This window comes from Weizmannia sp. FSL W8-1119, assembly GCF_038008605.1.
GTDB lineage: Bacteria > Bacillota > Bacilli > Bacillales > Bacillaceae_C > Weizmannia > Weizmannia coagulans.
In genome coordinates, this window is record NZ_JBBOZL010000001.1 from 1,785,177 (window position 1) to 1,802,303 (window position 17,127).

A 17,127-nucleotide genomic window follows, 5' to 3' on the forward strand; every position below is an offset into this window, starting at 1 on the left:
TTTTGAATAGTATCTTTGTTTTAAACCGATTTCAGCAGGGTATAATGATAGTGTAAGTAGAAGGAGGGATTTTGAGATGTTTGATTTAATGCCATTCAGAAGGAATGAAGATGTTTTCGAACGTATGCTTAAGACCTTCAATGATATGTTTGACACAAATGCTTTAACACCGTTCAACGGTAATGCCAACTCGTTCCGGACAGATATTACTGAAAAAGAAGATGCTTATCTCGTTGAAGCGGAATTGCCTGGCTTTTCCAAAGAAGACATTACGATTGATGTGAACAATAACTATTTAACGATCCGCGCAAAACGCGACCAAATGGAAGAAAGCAAAGACGAAAAAAATAAAGTCATTCGGCAGGAACGCCGCTACGGCGAATTCGTCCGGCAGTTCTATGTCGACAATATTAAAGAAGACGAAATCAGCGCCACCCTTGATAACGGCGTCCTGAAAATCAACATCCCGAAGAAAACGAAAGAAGGTTCATCCGGAAAAAGGATTGAAATTCAATAAAAAAGAGCGGGGACTCGAGGGAGAGTCTCCGCTCTTTTTCAAAACGCCAGCGTTACATCCGCATCTTTTGCGTATTCGAGAAAAGTGACAGCGCCGCCGACTTCAGTGCCGTCGATAAAATCTTCTTTCTTCAGGCCCATGACATCCATTGTCATCTGGCAGGCGATGAATTTTACACCCAGGTCTTTTGCTATTTCAACGAGTTCAGGAATAGAAGGGGTGTTGCTTTTCGCAAAACCTTCCGCATAGTTTTCTTTTCCTTCCGGCATCGGCAAATTTTTATGCACTTCTTTATGGATGAGGTTCAATCCTTCAAATGTGAAAAAGATGGCCACCTCCATGTCGGACGCTGCCCCTGCCGTTGCAATGTTAAATACTTTATAGGCATCAAACAATCCGCCGTTGCTTGCAATGATCGCTACTTTTCCCATGTTTCATCTCTCCTCAATTTTGTAATGCCTGCATAATGCCTTCCGGGTCAAAACCGATCACCCATTTGCCGTTGATTTCGGTTTGTGGAACGCCAATCTGCCCGGTTGTTGCGACAAGTTTCCGCATCATCGCAGGGTCCCTTTCCACATTTACTTCTCTGTAAGGAATGTTCTGTCCGTTTAAAAAGTTTTTTAGCATCGCGCAAAACGGGCAATGCGTCGTAGTATAAACTGTTACATTGTTCATCTGTCTTCTCTCCTTTTTGTTTTACAAGGGGTATCTCCGATGCTGTTTCATAAAAAATCAGCGGTTCTCATGCTTTTATCAGCGGTTTTTGGAAAATATCAGCGGAAATTCAATACATATCAGCACTTCTTACCTATTTATCAGTGGACTGCCCGAATTATACAGGGAGGGGTATCTGGCATCCCAAGCTATCTCCACGCTGACATGCCGCCTTTTACATTTGTGATCTGCTTAAATCCCTGTTTCTTTAAAATTTTGCATGCTTTGCTGCTTCTCATCCCGCTTCGGCAGATGACCACCACTTCTTTGTCTTTCGAAAGCTGTGCGGATTTTTCGGCCAGCTGGTGCAAAGGGATGTTTTTAAATTCTTTGATGTGGTTCCCTTTGAAATCTGCAGGCGTTCGCACATCAATAAATTGCTTCCCTTTATCTTTTAATTCATTCTTTAACGTTGCTGTGGTGATCTGCCTGACCCCTTTTGCCGGGATCAGGCGGGGAATCACAAGCAGCACGATCAATACCAGGATGACAATATTTAAGATCGTCATATTGCGCCTCCGCTATTATTTTTTCTGAATCCAGAATTTAATCGTTGGTCCGTCTTGTTCGGTTTTCAAAATTTGATGGCCTGCATTTCTTGACCATGCCGGAAGATCATTGAGCGCGCCTCTGTCTGTTGCATGCAGTTCAAGCACTTCGCCGCTTTTAATTGTTTCGATGCCTTTTTTCAAGCGGATCACCGGCATCGGGCAAACCAGACCGCTCACATCCAGTACTTTATCCGCCTGTACTTCACCTGTAACTTCCGTTTCGCCTCTGTCATTCACAGTCGTTTTGCTGTCATTTTCAATGTTGCTTCCAAACACGCCGGAGTATGTTTTCCATCCACCGTCCACGTTTTTCACGTCAAAACCGTTGTTTTTCAGAATCCTCGTAGCCAAATAGCCGCGCAAACCAACCTGGCAGCTGACATAAACGGTTTTGTCTTTCGGAATTTCATCGAGCCTGTCCCTTAATTCGTTCAGCGGAATATTGATCGATCCTTTGATATGGCCGAATTCGCGTTCTATCGGTTCCCGGACGTCTATCAAAATCCCGTCATCTTCAATGATCTTGTCAATTTCATGCCACTGGACATGTTCGAGTTCCCCGTTCATGAGATTGGTAGCGACATAGCCAGCCATGTTGACCGGGTCTTTCGCAGAAGAATATGGCGGAGCATAGGAAAGTTCCAGGTTCGTCAAATCTTCAACAGTTAAGCCGCCTTTAATGGCCGTCGCAATGACATCGATCCGTTTATCAGCGCCGTCCGTACCGACCGCCTGTGCTCCGAAAATTTTTCCAGTATCTTTGTCAAAAATCAGTTTCAAGGAAATCGGCGTGGCGCCCGGATAATAGCCGGCATGCGAACTCGGATGAATATGGACGACTTCGTATGACACGCCAAGCCGTTTCAGCGTTTTTTCGTTATTGCCGGTTACCGCAACAGAGAGGTCAAATACTTTTGCAATCGAAGTGCCGAGCGTCCCCTCGTATTTTTCCTTTTTGCCCATGATGTTATTGGCGGCAATGCGCCCTTGCCGGTTTGCCGGTCCCGCAAGCGGGATCATTGTCTTGTTTCCGTTGATGTAATCCACAACTTCTACCGCATCACCGACTGCGTAAATATCTTCATTTGAAGTTTGCAAGTATTCGTTAACAACAATGCCGCCGCGCTCGCCCAAAGCAAGGCCCGTATCCTTTGCCAATTGGTTTTCCGGACGGACGCCGATCGCCAAAATCGTCATATCCGTTTCAATTTCTGTCCCGTCTGATAAAATCACTTTTTTTCCTTCATTTGCAAAAGCTTGAAGCCCGTTTTCCAACACAAGGCGGACGCCTTTTTCTTTCAAATGGTTGTGTACAAGGCTCGCCATTTCATAGTCGATTGGCGCCATCACTTGGTTTGCCATCTCTACGATTGTCACTTGAATCCCGCGATGTGCAAGGTTTTCCGACATTTCAAGGCCGATAAAACCGCCGCCAATAATCACTGCACGTTCCGGTTTTTCCTGATCCACAAAGTTTTTGATGCGATCCGTATCCGGGATATTGCGAAGCGTAAAGAGCGTTTTGTTTTCTCCCAGCCCCGGAACAGGCGGCACAATCGGGCGTGCACCCGGGGACAAGAGCAGCTTGTCGTACGTTTCTTCGTACACTTCATTGGTCCGCAAGTTTTGTATGGTGACAGCCTTCTTCTCCGGATCAATTTTTGTTACTTCGCTTAAAGTGCGGATATCTATATTGAACCGTTTCGACATGCCCTCAACCGTCTGCACAAGAAGATTGCTGCGGTCCTTGATCGTTTCGCCGATATAGTACGGCAATCCACAGTTTGCGAAAGAGATGTATTCACCGCGTTCCACAAGAACGATTTGGATGTCTTCACTCAGCCTTCTGAGTCTGGCGGCAGCGGTTGCCCCGCCGGCTACACCTCCTACGATGATCACTTTCTTTACAGCCATGATATTTACCTCCTAATGATCTGTCTAAATACCCATATAGGTATATTGGAAACCAAAAAATAATTTGATTTTTATTTAACTTGGTATTTACAAAACTCATTTTATACCCCTATGGGTATATTGTCAATAAAATTTAACGAAAAAGGAGCCAATTGCAGCCCCTTATTCCGCCAAGTCTTTCTTCATTTTCTTAAATTCTTCTTCCGTGATCTCGCCTTTTGCATACCGTTCCCGCAATATTTCCAGGCTACGGTCTTCTTTCGGATGAACCCCGAAATCTTTTTCGCTTACTTTTTTAATGCCAATTACAATCAAATAAATAATTAATATGAAAATCAACAGCTGGACGATCATGCCAATCATCCCGAAAACGCCCATCATGCCGTATCCACCGTACTCATTGTACCACATATGCATAGACAAGCATCCTTTCATTTTTAATTTTCGCTCTCCAAATTATATTTCGATCTTCATACTTAATGTATCACCTTTTTCTAAAAAATTCCTTAAACATGCTTATATTGGCCTGTAATGGCTTCCAACTAATTCTTTGTTTTTCGAGGAATATCCGCAACGTCCAGAACAAGCTGAGAAATGCCGGTTTTCGGTATATCATACTTTGATCACCGTTTGGGGAATGGGGTATAAGGGGTTGTGGACCCAAAAAGATTTTTTATCTCATAATTAGGGCTTGCTGAATAAGCAAAAGTCCTAGACTTGGTAAGGATACTGACAGCTTTGGCCGAACTTTAAATGCAAGGGTTTTATAAAAAATGCAGGAAAAACTTTGCACTCTAAAGCTGATTCAACATACAGAGAGGACAGAATAAAGCATTTTCGCAGATGCATTCTCCTATGATATTGAGGTAGAGCTTGCTGACAAATCAGATACAAGCCATAATCGGATTCGTTCAGCAAGCCCTAATTAGACAGTGTGGATTACTTCATTTTTTATCATCAATTGTCTCTGTAACAAATTTTTTCTTTAGAGCCTCTGCCAAAATAAAAATATACCCTTGAGCGAGGCTCTGGAAAATTAATTATCCCGATTTTTTTTTGCCTTTTCATCCAGATTTTCAATTTACATCCAGATTTTCAATTCAATAGAAGTAAAACGGTCATTTTTCTTCAAAAAAAGGGCATACGTATCCCGCCTTCACAAAATGGTTTTTTTCACTACCCTTTGTGGAAAGAAAACGTTCATTTGAGTTATTCACATATCCACCTGTGAATAACTTAATTTGCTCTTTGCAGCCGATTGCGTGTCCATCCACAATTGGCCTTTCCAGTCTGATGGTACGCCATATTTGCCATGATATGCATAGATATCATGCATCGATCTACATGAGCTTCAACTGCCTGTTTCCCACGCTTGTGAACACGACGGAGACTGTATCCGTCTTTTAGAATGCCAAAGATTCTTTCGATGATCGTCCTGGCACTATATAACACTTCAAATGTGCGACCATGTTGAGGCAACTCGACATCTACTTGAGGCGTTTGATCAAAGTCTATCCTAAATACTCTTCCTTGTGCTGCCCCATTACAACATTCCGCGTGATTCGCTAGCGGGCAGGTGAGACCTTCTTGCTTGGCATTTGGATGAAATACAGGACAAGTGTAAATATATTGCCCCTTTTCCCGATCAGATCCTCTAAGTTCCATTTTATGTCCACTGATACAGATGGGAGTGCCGTACCGGTTGATTTTTTCAATCCCCCGGGCGGTAGTTGGTTTATCTTTACGGTTCCGTGGATTGATCGGTGCCACCAATTTCGCCTGTAATACATCCTTTGTCACTTTTTGATTTTCCGGCGTTTGGTAGATTCCATCTGCCAGGATAAAGCTCAACTGCTCAGCCATCTCGGGGTGCTCTGCCTTAAACGTTTCCAATGTCGGTTCTAATGTTTTCCCATCGGGTGTATTTCCTTTAAATACTTCCCGCGTCAAAGGCAAACCGGATTTCACCCCGCATACCATTGATAATTTATGCGCAATATAGGAGACTGCATTACTTTTACGCATTACCCCTACATTGTCGTCCGTAAGGACTCTGGGGCAATCGCAATCACCCTCACAAGAACACGTCTTCCTTGTTTTATTCAAGGTTGCTTCTGCCTCTATATGCGATGTATCCACGGCGGCTGCTTCCTCATTCGTTTCAACCACGCCTTCCCCTTTATTATATTCAACAACCAATAGCCGGGCTTTTTCCCAAAGACCATTTGTTGTCATGATTTGATCAAAACGAGCAAAGGACCGGTAGCTCGGAATTTTCTCTGTAAATCCACACATGGTGGCAAATAGCGGGTTTGATTTCACTTGCAAATAGACACTCTCCACCATCACTTCAATATACTGTAAAGAGGCCAGTTCAAAAGCACGAAAAAAGGGCATGAAAGGATGCGGTTTTCTCCCAGTGGAAGGGAGATGAAATAATGAAGACGCAGACTTGTCTTCTTCCTCCGTTATTGAAAATAGTGCCGGTTGTATTTCATTAGAAGGATCATGTGCTCTTTCATTTTTTAGGTGCAAATATAAAAGGGTGTAGTATTCTCGTTCAATCGGCTTAAAAATCTCCCATGGGAAACACATGGCTGGAATGACAAATGGTATATCGGCATAGTCTTGCCAATTGTGGGGAATCAAATTTTGTTGTATTGAAAAGTCTCTGGTTTGTGTTAGAATAGAACTAGTCATGAAATCACTCCCTGGATATTTGGTGGTACTTATATCTTAACAAAGGAGTGGCTTTCATGGCTCTTTTTTTTTTCAAAAAAAAATCATCCTTTTCCGTTTTACAATATTTACCACAGGAATGAGTAGCTTAATCTATTGAAACCCGACTAAAATGGAAAAATTTAGACACTTATAATAAATAAATTTACCCCATTAAAATCAAAAACTCACAATTTATTTTTACATTTGTCATAATGTTCCTACAAACGTCTTTTTTCTTTAGTGGAATAAATCAACGACCTTTAATTGTCTGACTGCTTACAGTTTCAGGGGATATAGCATTTTGGCAAGGGCTCTTACCACTCGTTCCCCGCCTCTATTTTTTAGATATAATATTAGTATAATTTAGTAAAATTGCCATTTTTAAAAAGGAGTTTTATCAATGGAAGACATCATCAACACCTATAAAAATGACCCCCGAGTCCGTATACCACACTTGGTTCTTAAATAATGATGATAGATTAAAAGCTTTCCGGTCCATTAGAAAAAGCCTGGCAAAGGTTATAGATGAAATTGAAGAAGGCAAGTTTGGAAATGATTTTAAAGGTTCCAGTTTAGAAACGGTAGTGACGGCGATATCAGAACAGAAACAAATATTTGAAGGCGCCGCCCATGCATTTTTTTGGAAACCAAAACTGCGTATCCCGGATATTTACGAAAATGAGGCAAACAAAAAAGCGTTCGGGCGGTTTTTGAAAGCGTGCCTGAATGCAACAAATGAAAAACAAGTTTTGGATGAAATACGTGAATTGAATGGATACAACATAAAAGGGCTAGGACCGGCTGTTGCAAATATAATCTATTTTTTGCATCCGACTTTATTTCCTCCGTTTAATACAGCCATTGTGAAAGGCTTTAATTTGCTGTTCAGCCAAAAAATTAAACTCGGCTCCTGGCCTGAGTATTTAAAAATGAGGGAGATTATTCTCTTTAAAAATCAGGAATACCGTAACATGCTGTCCAAAGATTTGGGCGCTTTCGCCGGCCTTCTCTTTGAAATCGGATCGAACCGTTTAGTCATCGATGAAAATGCAAAACTTGTATTACAAAATGAACTGGATAAGCAGGTAAAAGCAATTGCACGCCGACATAAAGAAGTAGAGAAAGATATGGCGGAGGAAAACTCCCATTCAGAAATGCAATATGATCTTGCCAAATTAGGGCGGGCTTTAGGCTACAAAGTGTGGATAGCACGCAATGACCATAAAAGAAAATGGAACGGTGTAAGTTTAGGTGAGCTCTCCATCGTATTTAATTTAACCGTCTCATCTATCCGGTCCATGTTCATTTGCCTGCCGTTAATGCTGACGTTCGGGCCCATGCCGGACATGACAAATTTCCGCGTTTTCACCGCTTCTTGCACCGGCATTTTTTCGATCACAGCCAGTTTTTGCGGAACTTTGTAGGTCTGGTCGGCCTTTCCTTTTACTTTAAAATACATGAGCGTTTCTTTCCCATTTTGGAGCCGGAGCGTGCTGCCGTTTTTCATTTTTGAAAAATCAACCAAAATTTCTGCACGTTCCCCGGGAGAAAGCGTTAATTTTTTCATTTGCACAGGCGTCTTGAGAAATCCCCCGTCGGATGCAATTTGCACAAATGTCCTGTTGCCGCTCAGATGAAGATTGTACGTCCTGCCGTTTGCCCCGTTTAAAATCCGGAAACGGACGAGGCCGCGCCTGACCGTTAACTGCGGCTTAACCGCGCCGTTTACCAGTTCGGTTGTGCCCTGGAAGCCGTACATTTCATCTGTCATATTTAATTTGTACACGAGCTGGCCGTTTTTGTTAAAACGGCGGTCCTGCAGCACAAGCGGAAAATCATTTTTGCCATAGTCTTTCGGAATATCAAGGCTTTCCGCATGTTTGTTATCGACATAAATCAGACCGGCCAGGCCTTTGTATACCTGTTCGCCTGTTTTTCCCATCGGGTGGGGATGGTACCAGAGCGTGGCAGCCTGCTGGCTCACCGTAAACTTTGCTTTCCATGTTTTGCCCGGCTGGATGGCAGCATGCGGGCCGCCGTCAGCCGAACCCGGGACAATGAGGCCGTGCCAATGGACCGTCGTTGCTTCCGGCAATTTATTTTTTACGATGATATTCACTTTTTCGCCCGTTTTCAACCGGATGACCGGCCCCAAATAGTCGCCGTTATATCCGTACGTTGCTGTTGTTTTCCTGGAAATAAACGCCTTTTTCCCCTGCTGTGCGGTTAAAGTATACTCCGCCGCGTTGGGATCCGGGTTCGTATCTTTTAAAACGGCTGGAATGGGCAGATCCGGATGCTGTGCCGCTTTATGATTTGTGCTGATTTTCACATAGCCGTTATAAAAGAAAACACCGCCAATACCCACAATGACCACGATTAAAATCAGAGCCCCTAACTTTGTCTTGTTCATCCTACCCCTGCTTTTTCTTTTTTGATGTTCAGTACCATTGTAATGTTTTTTAACACCGGAAATCCATCGTTATAGATTGACAATTTTGTGAACATCTGTTGTGCATAGGCATCTTTGTTTTCAATTTTTTTATAGTGGGGTATAATAATAGTGAAAAGGAGGGATTGAATATGTTTGATTTAATGCCGTTCAGAAGAAACGACGATGTTTTCGAACGTATGATGAAGACTTTCAATGAGATGTTTGATGCGAATGCGTTGGCGCCTTTTGCGAACGCAAACTCGTTCCGTACCGACATTACGGAAAAAGAAGATGCTTATCTTGTGGAGGCCGAACTGCCGGGCTTCTCAAAAGAGGACATTACCATTGATGTCCGCAATAATGAGCTGACCATCCGTGCAAAACGCGACCAAATGGAAGAAAGCAAAGATGAAAAACATAAAGTTATCCGGCAGGAACGCCGCTATGGCGAATTCGTCCGGAAGTTTTACGTGGATAATATTAATGAAGACGAAATCAGCGCCACCCTTGATAATGGCGTCCTGAAAATTCATATTCCGAAGAAAACGAAGGAAGGCCCATCCGGAAAACGGATTCAAATCCAGTAATCATGAAGCGGAGGCTTGTAATGCAAGCCCCCGCTTTTTTGTGTAAAAAAGAAGCCGGATAATCCCTTAATCCATCAAATCCTTCTTCATTTTTTTAAATTCTTCTTCCGTGATTTCCCCTTTTGCATACCGTTCCCGCAAAATGTCGAGGCTTTTGTCTTCCCTTTGATGCGGCCGGAATTCACTCACTTTTTTGATGCCTGCCACTATCAAAAAAATCACGAGCACAAAGATGACAAGCTGGGCAATCATGCCGATTAGGCTGAATACGCCCATCATGCCATAGCCACCGTACATCATCATGGTCAGCACCTTTCCTTTTTATATTCCCTACTACTGTATACTATACCACTTTTTTCTTAAAAAATCTTTGTTCTATCCCGGCTTCCCTTTTTCCCCCTTTTGCACTCTTGCGCAAATCCTGCCATCGTTTTCTCATCCATCGGGCCGATGACTTTACGGATGATGGTCCCTTCTGCATCAATAAAGTAAGTCGTCGGAATGGTAACCGTTTTGTAAAGGGTGCCGACGGAGCCGTCCATGTCAAACAGAATTTGAAAAGCAAGGCCGTTTTTCTTCACAAAGTCAAGCGGCGCATTCTCGTTTGTTTCGGTATTCGTTAAATTCACAGCAAGCACTGCGACATCCGGGTTTTTTTCATAGAAACGCTGCATATCCGGCATCTCCGCTTTACACGGCGGGCACCAGGAAGCCCAAAAATTCAGGATCACCGTTTTCCCTTTAAAATCAGACAGTTTGACCGTTTGCCCCGATAGATTTGTCAGTGCAAAATCCGGCGCCTTTTCCCCTTCTTTTGCTTCTGCACCGCCGGATAGCGGTTGTGCCTTCACCGCGGTTTCCTGCCTCTCCCCTGCTGTTTTATTTTTATCGGGATCGTCCGGTTTTTTTAAGGCCATAAGCAAAATGGCTGAGGCCAGAAGCACGGCGGCAGCCAGAAACACCTTTTTTTTCAACCGCTTCAACTCCTTTCCGGGTATTAAAGTGCTTTCTATCATTTTTATTCTTTTTTACGATGAAATAGAAGCAAACGCTATAATACCATTATTTGCAAAAGGGGCAGGAGACGCTCTATAAAACGAGATGGAACCCAGCCGGTGTTGCGAATGCAAAGAACCGCTCTGCCACAAACCAGTATGCGACGGATATCGGCTGGGCATCCAAACAGGTTGTAACCATCTATAAGCTGTACAGCCTGCTCGATTCCCGCAAGGTCAAACTGGACATTCCGAAATATCAATAGCCATGCAAAGAAAGCAGCAGGGTGCTTTATCCTGCTGCTTTACCCGTTTTCATTTCTCCTATGGCTGCGCCGGGCTTTTGCCAATGCGGGGAGCGGTTTAAAGCGGGCATCCCGGCCGTTCAAAAAAGGAGAACCTTTGGCGTTACCATCCCCGGCTTGCGCCGCCGCCTCCGGAAGAACCGCCGCCGCCTTTGCTGCCTCCCCCGCCGCCGCTTCCGCCGCCACCGCCGCCGCGAAAGAACATCATCAGGATATTCAGCAGAAAATACGTCATGGTTCCGCCGAGAAACTTGAAATCAATGAAAATCAGGATAAGGATCCCAAGCCCGATCAAAATCTGTTTCCAGAACGAATAGGGGGAAGCCTGGGCGGAAGAGGGCCGCTCATACGCCTTTGGATGGGCCTGAAGATTTACATTGTATTCCTTCGCCGTTTCGGCGGCAAGCTTCTTATACGTATTGATAACCGCCGCATCCGGCTTGTTTTCTTTCAAATACGGTATGGCATACTGATCAAGGATCCGCCCTACTTTTCCGTCCGGAAGCGCCCCCTCCAAGCCGTACCCGACTTCAATTCTAATTTTCCTGTCTTTTACTGCCACTACGAGCAATACCCCGTTGTTCATGGTTTTATTGCCGAGCCCGTACTGGCGGAAAGCTTTGTTGGCGTAAGCATCAATGTTTGTGTCTTTCCCGGTCGTGTCCACAGTCAATACCGCGACTTGCGCTTTTGTTTGCTCATCCAGCTGCCTGCCGAGCGAAACGAGTTCCTGTTTCTGGCTGTCTGTCAGCACCCCGGCAAAATCCTGCACATAGATGTCCCCGGCCGGTTCCGGAATGCCCGCTGCAGCACGCGCACCGGGAACGGCCGTGCATACGGCCAACAGAAAGGCGAGAAAAACGGCTGTAATAAGCGCGGCCCTTTTCATCACTGATCACTGCTGTTCCCGAAATCAACTTTCGGGGTTTTCTTTGCACTTTCATCCGCTTTAAAATATTCCTTTTTCTCAAAACCGAACAGGCCGGCAATAAGTGCGCCGGGCATTCTTTTCACCTTTTTGTTATACGTTGCGACGGCGCTATTGTAATCCTGGCGCGCCACAGCAAGGCGATTTTCCGTGCCGGCGAGTTCATCCATCAGCTGCGTGTAATGCTGGTTTGCTTTTAAATCTGGATATTTTTCAACCACCACCAACAGCCGTCCTAACGCGCTATCCAGGCGGTCGTTTGCCGCTGCCTGGTCTCCGGGTGTTTTTGCCCCGGCCAATTGTGCGCGGGCTTTCGAAATGTCATCTATCACCGCTTTTTCATGGGAAGCATAACCCTTGACGGTATTCACAAGGTTCGGGATCAGATCCGTCCGCCTTTGCAGTTGGTTTTGAATTTGCGAATAAGATTGATTTACGTTTTCTTCCGCATTCACCAAGCTGTTATAACTTGTAAAAACGCTGACGATCAGAACCACCAATATGGCGGCCACAATCAGCCATGGCATCCACTTCTTCATATACAATCCTCCTTATTTATGCTTATAAATCCAATACCCTGCCAGCAGCATTGAAATGCCAGGCCCGGCAAAAAAAGAAAGTATGTACCGGCCGCCTACCATTAAGATACGGAATGTCTGCCCAAAAGTTTCATGCTTCAGGTAAAATATTCCCGAGCAGGATGCCTAAAAATGCCAGGGCAATGCCGAACAGATAGCTCAGCACAAGGTACGGAACAAGAATATGATATTTTTTGTCAGCCTGCAGCTGAATATTCTCAAGTTTAAAAGTGGAGAAAGTTGTAAAGGCGCCCAAAAAGCCGGTCCCGAGAAGCAGGCGCCACGAACTCCCGGCACCCGTGCCAAACAGAAGGCCGAGCATAAATGAGCCCGAAAGGTTAATGAAAAATGTGGCCAGCGGGAATTTTGCCGGAAACGCCCGGTTGATCCACCGCGAAAGAGAAAACCGGGAAACCGCCCCGAAAAAGGCGCCGATTGCGATAAAAATGCCGTTTAAAACCATTAATCCGCCTCCTTCATGACGCTGTATCTGAACCGCCTCTTCCCTTTAGCCGCGAATGCAGCATCCCGCCTAGTTTAAAGCCGGTCCATGACATGAACAGCCCGCCGGATAAACTGCAGAAAACATATAACAGCGCGGCAAACGCATGCGATTGCTGGATAAGCTGCACCGTCTCCACGCTGAAAGTCGAAAATGTTGTGAAGGAACCGACAAACCCGGTGCCAAGCGCGGTTACAATATACGGATGAATCTTATTGGATTTAAAAAGATGCATCGTAAGCCAGCCAAGCAGAAAGCAGCCGGCCAGATTGATCGCAAGTGTCGGATATGGAAAAACGGCATGCGTGTACATGCCGATCCATATGCCGAAATAATAGCGTGCCAAAGCGCCGAAAATACCGGCAACCCCGACCCAAATATATAGCATACAGCTCCCTCCAGTCCATTGCGGCATGGGATTTGCCCCCTGCGCTGCTTTTTTCGTGAAAAGAGTTCCCGTGCCGTGCCTAAGGGTTCGTTTATTTTGTCAAAAGCCTTGCCAGCCCAAATGCAGCGGCAGCGGACAAACCGCCAATCACAACGGTCTCAAGCCCGCTCTTCCACACATTGGAACCGGTAAACCGCCCTTTCACCGCCCCGAAAATAAACAGCACAACGAGCGTCACCAGGACGGAAACAAGCAGGGCCTGTGATGCCCTGGTGACAAAAAAGTACGGGGAAAGCGGGATCAGCCCGCCCACAATATATGACAGGGCAATCGTTAACGCGCTTTTTAAGCTGCGCCCCTTTTCCGGCTTCTCAAGCCCCAGCTCGAATTTCATCATAAAATCCACCCATTTATCAGGGTTTTCTGCCATTTTATCGACGATTGCCTCGATTTGTTCCGGTTTCAGATCATATGCCTTAAATACATCCCGGACTTCGTCTTTTTCCCGTTCCGGCACTTCTTCTACTTCCCGGTATTCCCTTTTTAATTCGCTATAATAATGTTCGGCATCCGATTTTGCTGCCAGATAACCGCCAAGCCCCATGGCAATGGAACCGGCCGCAATTTCTGCCGCGCCGGCCGCGAGAACGAGCACCGGCGAATCCACTGCACCGGATAACCCTGCCGCCAGTGCAAACGGCACGGTCAGCCCGTCCGACATGCCAATTACGATATCACGGACGGTGTCGGATGCCTGGAAATGTTCCTCAACATGTTCATATTCTGGCATTCCTTCTCTTCCTTTCTGTCTTTATAGGTATTATTATAGCATGTCAAGCCGGAATTGGGCGAAAATGAACATAAAATTTACTTTCTTGTAAAAGTTTCTTTGCAAACTTTTGAGATACGCATATAATGAACTTAACAACTGACGTCCGTCCAAAAGCCAGTTTTCCGGCTTTTGGACAGCATGTGTAAAAGGAGCCAATAAAATGTCACACGGCCATGGACACCAACACCATCATCATGAGCCGGCACAATACGGAAAAGCTTTCGCAGCCGGCATCGGGCTGAATATTCTTTTTGTTGCCGTTGAAGCCATTTACGGCTTCTTTTCCGATTCCCTTTCGCTGTTGGCGGATGCAGGCCACAATCTGAGCGATGTGCTCGGGCTCATTATTGCCTGGGCCGCTGTCTGGCTCGGCAAAAAATTGCCAACAAAAAAGCGCACATACGGCTATAAAAAATCATCCGTGATGGCTGCGCTTTTAAATGCGATTATTCTGCTGATTGCAATCGGCGCGATCTTTCTCGGAGCAATCCAGCGTTTTGCCCATCCGGAACCTGTCGCAGGCAAAACGGTCATGATCGTTGCCGTGATCGGGATCGTTATTAATACCATCACCGCTTTACTGTTTATGTCCGGGCGAAAAACTGACCTCAATATCCGCGGCGCTTTTTTGCATATGGCTGCCGATGCGCTTGTCTCACTCGGCGTTGTCATCGCAGGTGCGATTATCCTGTTCACAGGCTGGGAGTGGGTCGATCCGGTTACAAGCATCATCATTGCGGTTGTGATTTTTGCAGGGACATGGGGCCTGTTGCGGGAAGCGGCCGACCTTTCGCTTGATGCGGTGCCTGCAGGCGTTGATGCCGGTGCGATTAAAACCTATTTAGAACAAATTCCGACCGTGCTCAACGTCCATGATTTGCATATATGGGGAATGAGCACGACAGAAACGATACTGACGGTCCATATTGTCCGCTCCCAAATTGAAGACAACGACCAGCTGCTGGAAAAGCTGGAAAAAGAACTGCATGACAAATTCGGGATCGAGCACGCTACCATCCAGATTGAGAAAGGGACTTATGTTTGCGGGCTAGCGCCGGACAACAAAGTGTAAAAGCAGATAAACAAAACTTGCGGCAATGCAAGATTATAGCCGGGCCCCATGCAGGATCTCTTCCGGGCACAACACAGATTTTCCTCGTGTACCGGCAAAAGAAAAAAGGCTGCCACCGTGCAGCTTTTTTCTTTTGCTCCTTCAAAAGCAAAAACTTTTCGACAGATTTCTACATTTCTCCTTCGTTGTGGATATTCTTATACACATTTTGCACAAAGTAACACCAGTCCTTCGCGCGTTTATAAACAATTTACCCACAAGATATAAACATTCTACTGTGGATAAAAGAACGCTTGTTCCGCAAGACTAAATTTGATAAAGTAAGGGTACAAATACTCTATCTTTATGATACGCGGGCTGCTTTAAAAAAAGAACATGATTTTCGGAGGTGGTACAAATGTATAAGTTATCTGATGAACTATTGATCGAGTCCTATTTTAAAGCAAAAGAACTGAAATTAAGTTCCGAGTTTGTTAAGCTCATTGAAAAAGAGATTGAACGCCGGTCGCTGACGCATAAAATCAAAGCAACCTCCTAGCCACTTTTGCTTGATATGTGGCTTTTTTTGTGTGATAAATCCTATTTTTGTGAATATGTATAAAAATAAAGGCAGTTGGGAGGTTTGCGGGGGTGGATTTTGATCATTGGTATAATGCTATCTTGAATTTTATCAAATCGCAAGCCGCCAATGGATTGACAGTGGCAAACGGATGCTGCGGGGCTGCAGCGCTTTTTTATTGCGACAATCACGAGCCGGCGGTTTCCGCAGCCCTGATCTTTGCCGCTGTATTGTTCGACCGTTATGACGGGAAACTGGCCAGGAAGCTAAAAACGGAATCCGCACTCGGCAAGCAGCTTGATTCCCTTTGCGATTTGCTCTCGTTTGGCGCCGCGCCTGCCATGCTGATCCATACAGCGCTGTTTTGTCTGTACGGCATTCCGGGTATGCTGGCCGCCATGTTTTATATGCTTTGCGGGATGATCCGGCTCGCCCGGTTTAATATCAGCAAGCAAAAAGGCTTTTTTTACGGGCTTCCGATCCCCGTAGCAGGCTTATGTGTAACAGCCGGTTTTTTTGCCGTTCCTTATGTCACCCACTTCTGGTTGTTCGTCTGGATGGTGCTGTTATCGGTCCTGATGGTGGCGCCGTTTAAGTTAAAAAAAATATGAAAAAGGCGCACTGCAAATTTTGCAATGTGCCTTTTTCATTATTCGCCGTTTTGTTCCTTTCTTTTTTCTTTCTCAAGCCGGTAAAATTCGTGGAACATTTTCATGAGGGCCCGCTTTTCAATACGGGAAACGTAGCTTCTTGAAATGCCGAGCTCCTTCGCAATTTCGCGCTGCGTTTTTTCCTTTTTTAAATTCAGGCCGAATCTGCCGATGATCACCTGTTTTTCGCGTTCATCCAATATGTCAAAGAATTGTTTCACTTTTTCCAGCTCCATATTCAGCTGGATCGTGTCAAATACGTCTTCCGCTTCAGACTGGAGAACATCAATTAACGAAATTTCATTTCCTTCCTTATCCTGGCCGATCGGGTCATGCAGCGAAACATCTTTTTTTGTTTTCTTTAAAGCTCTTAAATGCATAAGTATTTCATTTTCTATACACCTGGCCGCATATGTGGCAAGTTTTGTCCCTTTCCCTTCCGAGTAGCTTTCGATTGCCTTGATCAGGCCAATCGTCCCGATCGAGATGAGATCTTCTGTATCTTCACCGGTATTTTCAAATTTTTTGACAATGTGCGCTACAAGCCGCAGGTTATGTTCGATTAAAATATTCCGGGCATCCGCGTCGCCTTCCGCCATCCGCTTCAAATATTTCCGTTCTTCGCTTGCCGAAAGAGGTTGTGGAAAAGCATTGTTTTTCACATAGGAAACCAAAAAAACAAGCTCTTTCATCATATAGCTTACCGCAGTTAAGATCCCCGACATCCTTCCACCTCCATTAGGCTTGAGCCTATATAGTTCAAACATATGAACAAGGAGGCGGAATTGTGTCTGTCCCGAAGAAAAGACGGTCTGGTAAATATTGCACGGCATTTAAAAAAATCAAAAAACCGCATTACAGCGCGCTGTAATGCGGT

21 protein-coding genes are annotated in these 17,127 nt (G+C 45.0%); 6 read left to right on the top strand and 15 right to left on the bottom strand.

All coding sequences use genetic code 11. The features are described from left to right. Positions 1-76: 76 nt before the first annotated feature. On the top strand, positions 77-517 hold the full coding sequence (locus NSQ19_RS08780; protein WP_013859723.1) for an Hsp20/alpha crystallin family protein: 441 nt from the start codon (positions 77-79) through the stop codon (positions 515-517). Positions 518-555: 38 nt separating this feature from the next. Here the strand turns inward: NSQ19_RS08780 and NSQ19_RS08785 are convergent, their stop codons facing one another. The 7 genes from NSQ19_RS08785 to NSQ19_RS08815 form a co-directional block, all read right to left on the bottom strand. Further along, a complete protein-coding gene (locus NSQ19_RS08785) occupies positions 556-948 on the bottom strand; it encodes a DsrE/DsrF/DrsH-like family protein (protein ID WP_013859724.1) in 393 nt (130 codons plus the stop codon). Between the two features lie 13 nt (positions 949-961). Further along, the gene (locus NSQ19_RS08790) at positions 962-1,195 is read right to left on the bottom strand and encodes a glutaredoxin family protein (protein ID WP_013859725.1); all 234 of its coding nucleotides are present in this window, start codon (positions 1,193-1,195) and stop codon (positions 962-964) included. Positions 1,196-1,383: 188 nt separating this feature from the next. After that, the gene (locus NSQ19_RS08795) at positions 1,384-1,743 is read right to left on the bottom strand and encodes a rhodanese-like domain-containing protein (RefSeq protein WP_013859726.1); all 360 of its coding nucleotides are present in this window, start codon (positions 1,741-1,743) and stop codon (positions 1,384-1,386) included. 15 nt (positions 1,744-1,758) lie between these two features. Continuing rightward, entirely contained in the window at positions 1,759-3,699 is a 1,941-nt protein-coding gene (locus tag NSQ19_RS08800) for a CoA-disulfide reductase (RefSeq protein WP_061566457.1), read from the bottom strand. A 162-nt stretch (positions 3,700-3,861) separates the two neighbouring features. Further along, complete coding sequence (locus NSQ19_RS08805; RefSeq protein ID WP_014097942.1) at positions 3,862-4,116, bottom strand: SHOCT domain-containing protein; 255 nt, start codon at positions 4,114-4,116, stop codon at positions 3,862-3,864. An 819-nt stretch (positions 4,117-4,935) separates the two neighbouring features. Continuing rightward, on the bottom strand, positions 4,936-6,399 hold the full coding sequence (locus NSQ19_RS08810; RefSeq protein WP_042512439.1) for a transposase: 1,464 nt from the start codon (positions 6,397-6,399) through the stop codon (positions 4,936-4,938). Positions 6,400-7,612: 1,213 nt separating this feature from the next. Next, positions 7,613-8,833 carry a multicopper oxidase family protein gene (locus tag NSQ19_RS08815; protein WP_340702728.1) on the bottom strand — a complete coding sequence of 407 codons (1,221 nt, stop codon included), beginning with the start codon at positions 8,831-8,833 and terminating at the stop codon, positions 7,613-7,615. A gap of 170 nt (positions 8,834-9,003) precedes the next feature. On the opposite strand from NSQ19_RS08815, the gene NSQ19_RS08820 reads away from it, so the two are divergent. After that, positions 9,004-9,441 carry an Hsp20/alpha crystallin family protein gene (locus NSQ19_RS08820; protein WP_013859730.1) on the top strand — a complete coding sequence of 146 codons (438 nt, stop codon included), beginning with the start codon at positions 9,004-9,006 and terminating at the stop codon, positions 9,439-9,441. A 66-nt stretch (positions 9,442-9,507) separates the two neighbouring features. Here the strand turns inward: NSQ19_RS08820 and NSQ19_RS08825 are convergent, their stop codons facing one another. Beyond that, on the bottom strand, positions 9,508-9,744 hold the full coding sequence (locus NSQ19_RS08825; RefSeq protein WP_014097940.1) for an SHOCT domain-containing protein: 237 nt from the start codon (positions 9,742-9,744) through the stop codon (positions 9,508-9,510). A 56-nt stretch (positions 9,745-9,800) separates the two neighbouring features. Beyond that, positions 9,801-10,415: a TlpA family protein disulfide reductase gene (locus NSQ19_RS08830; RefSeq protein ID WP_013859732.1), complete on the bottom strand. Its 615-nt coding sequence runs from the start codon at positions 10,413-10,415 to the stop codon at positions 9,801-9,803. Between the two features lie 92 nt (positions 10,416-10,507). Between NSQ19_RS08830 and NSQ19_RS08835 the strand changes: the two genes are divergently transcribed. Continuing rightward, positions 10,508-10,702 (top strand): hypothetical protein, encoded by a 195-nt coding sequence (locus NSQ19_RS08835; RefSeq protein WP_328192083.1) that lies wholly within the window; start codon positions 10,508-10,510, stop codon positions 10,700-10,702. A 142-nt stretch (positions 10,703-10,844) separates the two neighbouring features. Here the strand turns inward: NSQ19_RS08835 and NSQ19_RS08840 are convergent, their stop codons facing one another. The 5 genes from NSQ19_RS08840 to NSQ19_RS08860 all read right to left on the bottom strand — a co-directional run bounded on the left by NSQ19_RS08840 (position 10,845) and on the right by NSQ19_RS08860 (position 13,927). Continuing rightward, positions 10,845-11,630: a TPM domain-containing protein gene (locus NSQ19_RS08840; RefSeq protein WP_029141926.1), complete on the bottom strand. Its 786-nt coding sequence runs from the start codon at positions 11,628-11,630 to the stop codon at positions 10,845-10,847. Then, complete coding sequence (locus tag NSQ19_RS08845; protein WP_013859734.1) at positions 11,630-12,208, bottom strand: LemA family protein; 579 nt, start codon at positions 12,206-12,208, stop codon at positions 11,630-11,632. The genes NSQ19_RS08840 and NSQ19_RS08845 overlap by 1 nt, the downstream gene beginning before the upstream one ends. A gap of 130 nt (positions 12,209-12,338) precedes the next feature. After that, entirely contained in the window at positions 12,339-12,710 is a 372-nt protein-coding gene (gene crcB / locus NSQ19_RS08850) for a fluoride efflux transporter CrcB (protein WP_237348233.1), read from the bottom strand. Between the two features lie 13 nt (positions 12,711-12,723). Next, a complete protein-coding gene (gene crcB, locus NSQ19_RS08855; protein ID WP_026683581.1) occupies positions 12,724-13,137 on the bottom strand; it encodes a fluoride efflux transporter CrcB in 414 nt (137 codons plus the stop codon). Positions 13,138-13,228: 91 nt separating this feature from the next. Next, positions 13,229-13,927 carry a VIT1/CCC1 transporter family protein gene (locus NSQ19_RS08860; protein WP_207368137.1) on the bottom strand — a complete coding sequence of 233 codons (699 nt, stop codon included), beginning with the start codon at positions 13,925-13,927 and terminating at the stop codon, positions 13,229-13,231. A gap of 202 nt (positions 13,928-14,129) precedes the next feature. Here NSQ19_RS08860 and NSQ19_RS08865 point away from each other — a divergent pair, with 202 nt between their 5' ends. The 3 genes from NSQ19_RS08865 to pssA all read left to right on the top strand — a co-directional run bounded on the left by NSQ19_RS08865 (position 14,130) and on the right by pssA (position 16,211). Further along, positions 14,130-15,041, top strand: coding sequence for a cation diffusion facilitator family transporter (locus tag NSQ19_RS08865; protein ID WP_017553161.1), 912 nt, complete (start codon positions 14,130-14,132; stop codon positions 15,039-15,041). A 397-nt stretch (positions 15,042-15,438) separates the two neighbouring features. Continuing rightward, a complete protein-coding gene (locus NSQ19_RS08870; RefSeq protein WP_017553160.1) occupies positions 15,439-15,579 on the top strand; it encodes a sporulation histidine kinase inhibitor Sda in 141 nt (46 codons plus the stop codon). 92 nt (positions 15,580-15,671) lie between these two features. Beyond that, positions 15,672-16,211 (top strand): CDP-diacylglycerol--serine O-phosphatidyltransferase, encoded by a 540-nt coding sequence (pssA, locus tag NSQ19_RS08875; RefSeq protein WP_237348235.1) that lies wholly within the window; start codon positions 15,672-15,674, stop codon positions 16,209-16,211. Positions 16,212-16,249: 38 nt separating this feature from the next. Here the strand turns inward: pssA and sigK are convergent, their stop codons facing one another. After that, entirely contained in the window at positions 16,250-16,975 is a 726-nt protein-coding gene (gene sigK, locus NSQ19_RS08880; protein ID WP_013859739.1) for an RNA polymerase sporulation sigma factor SigK, read from the bottom strand. Positions 16,976-17,127 lie beyond the last annotated feature (152 nt).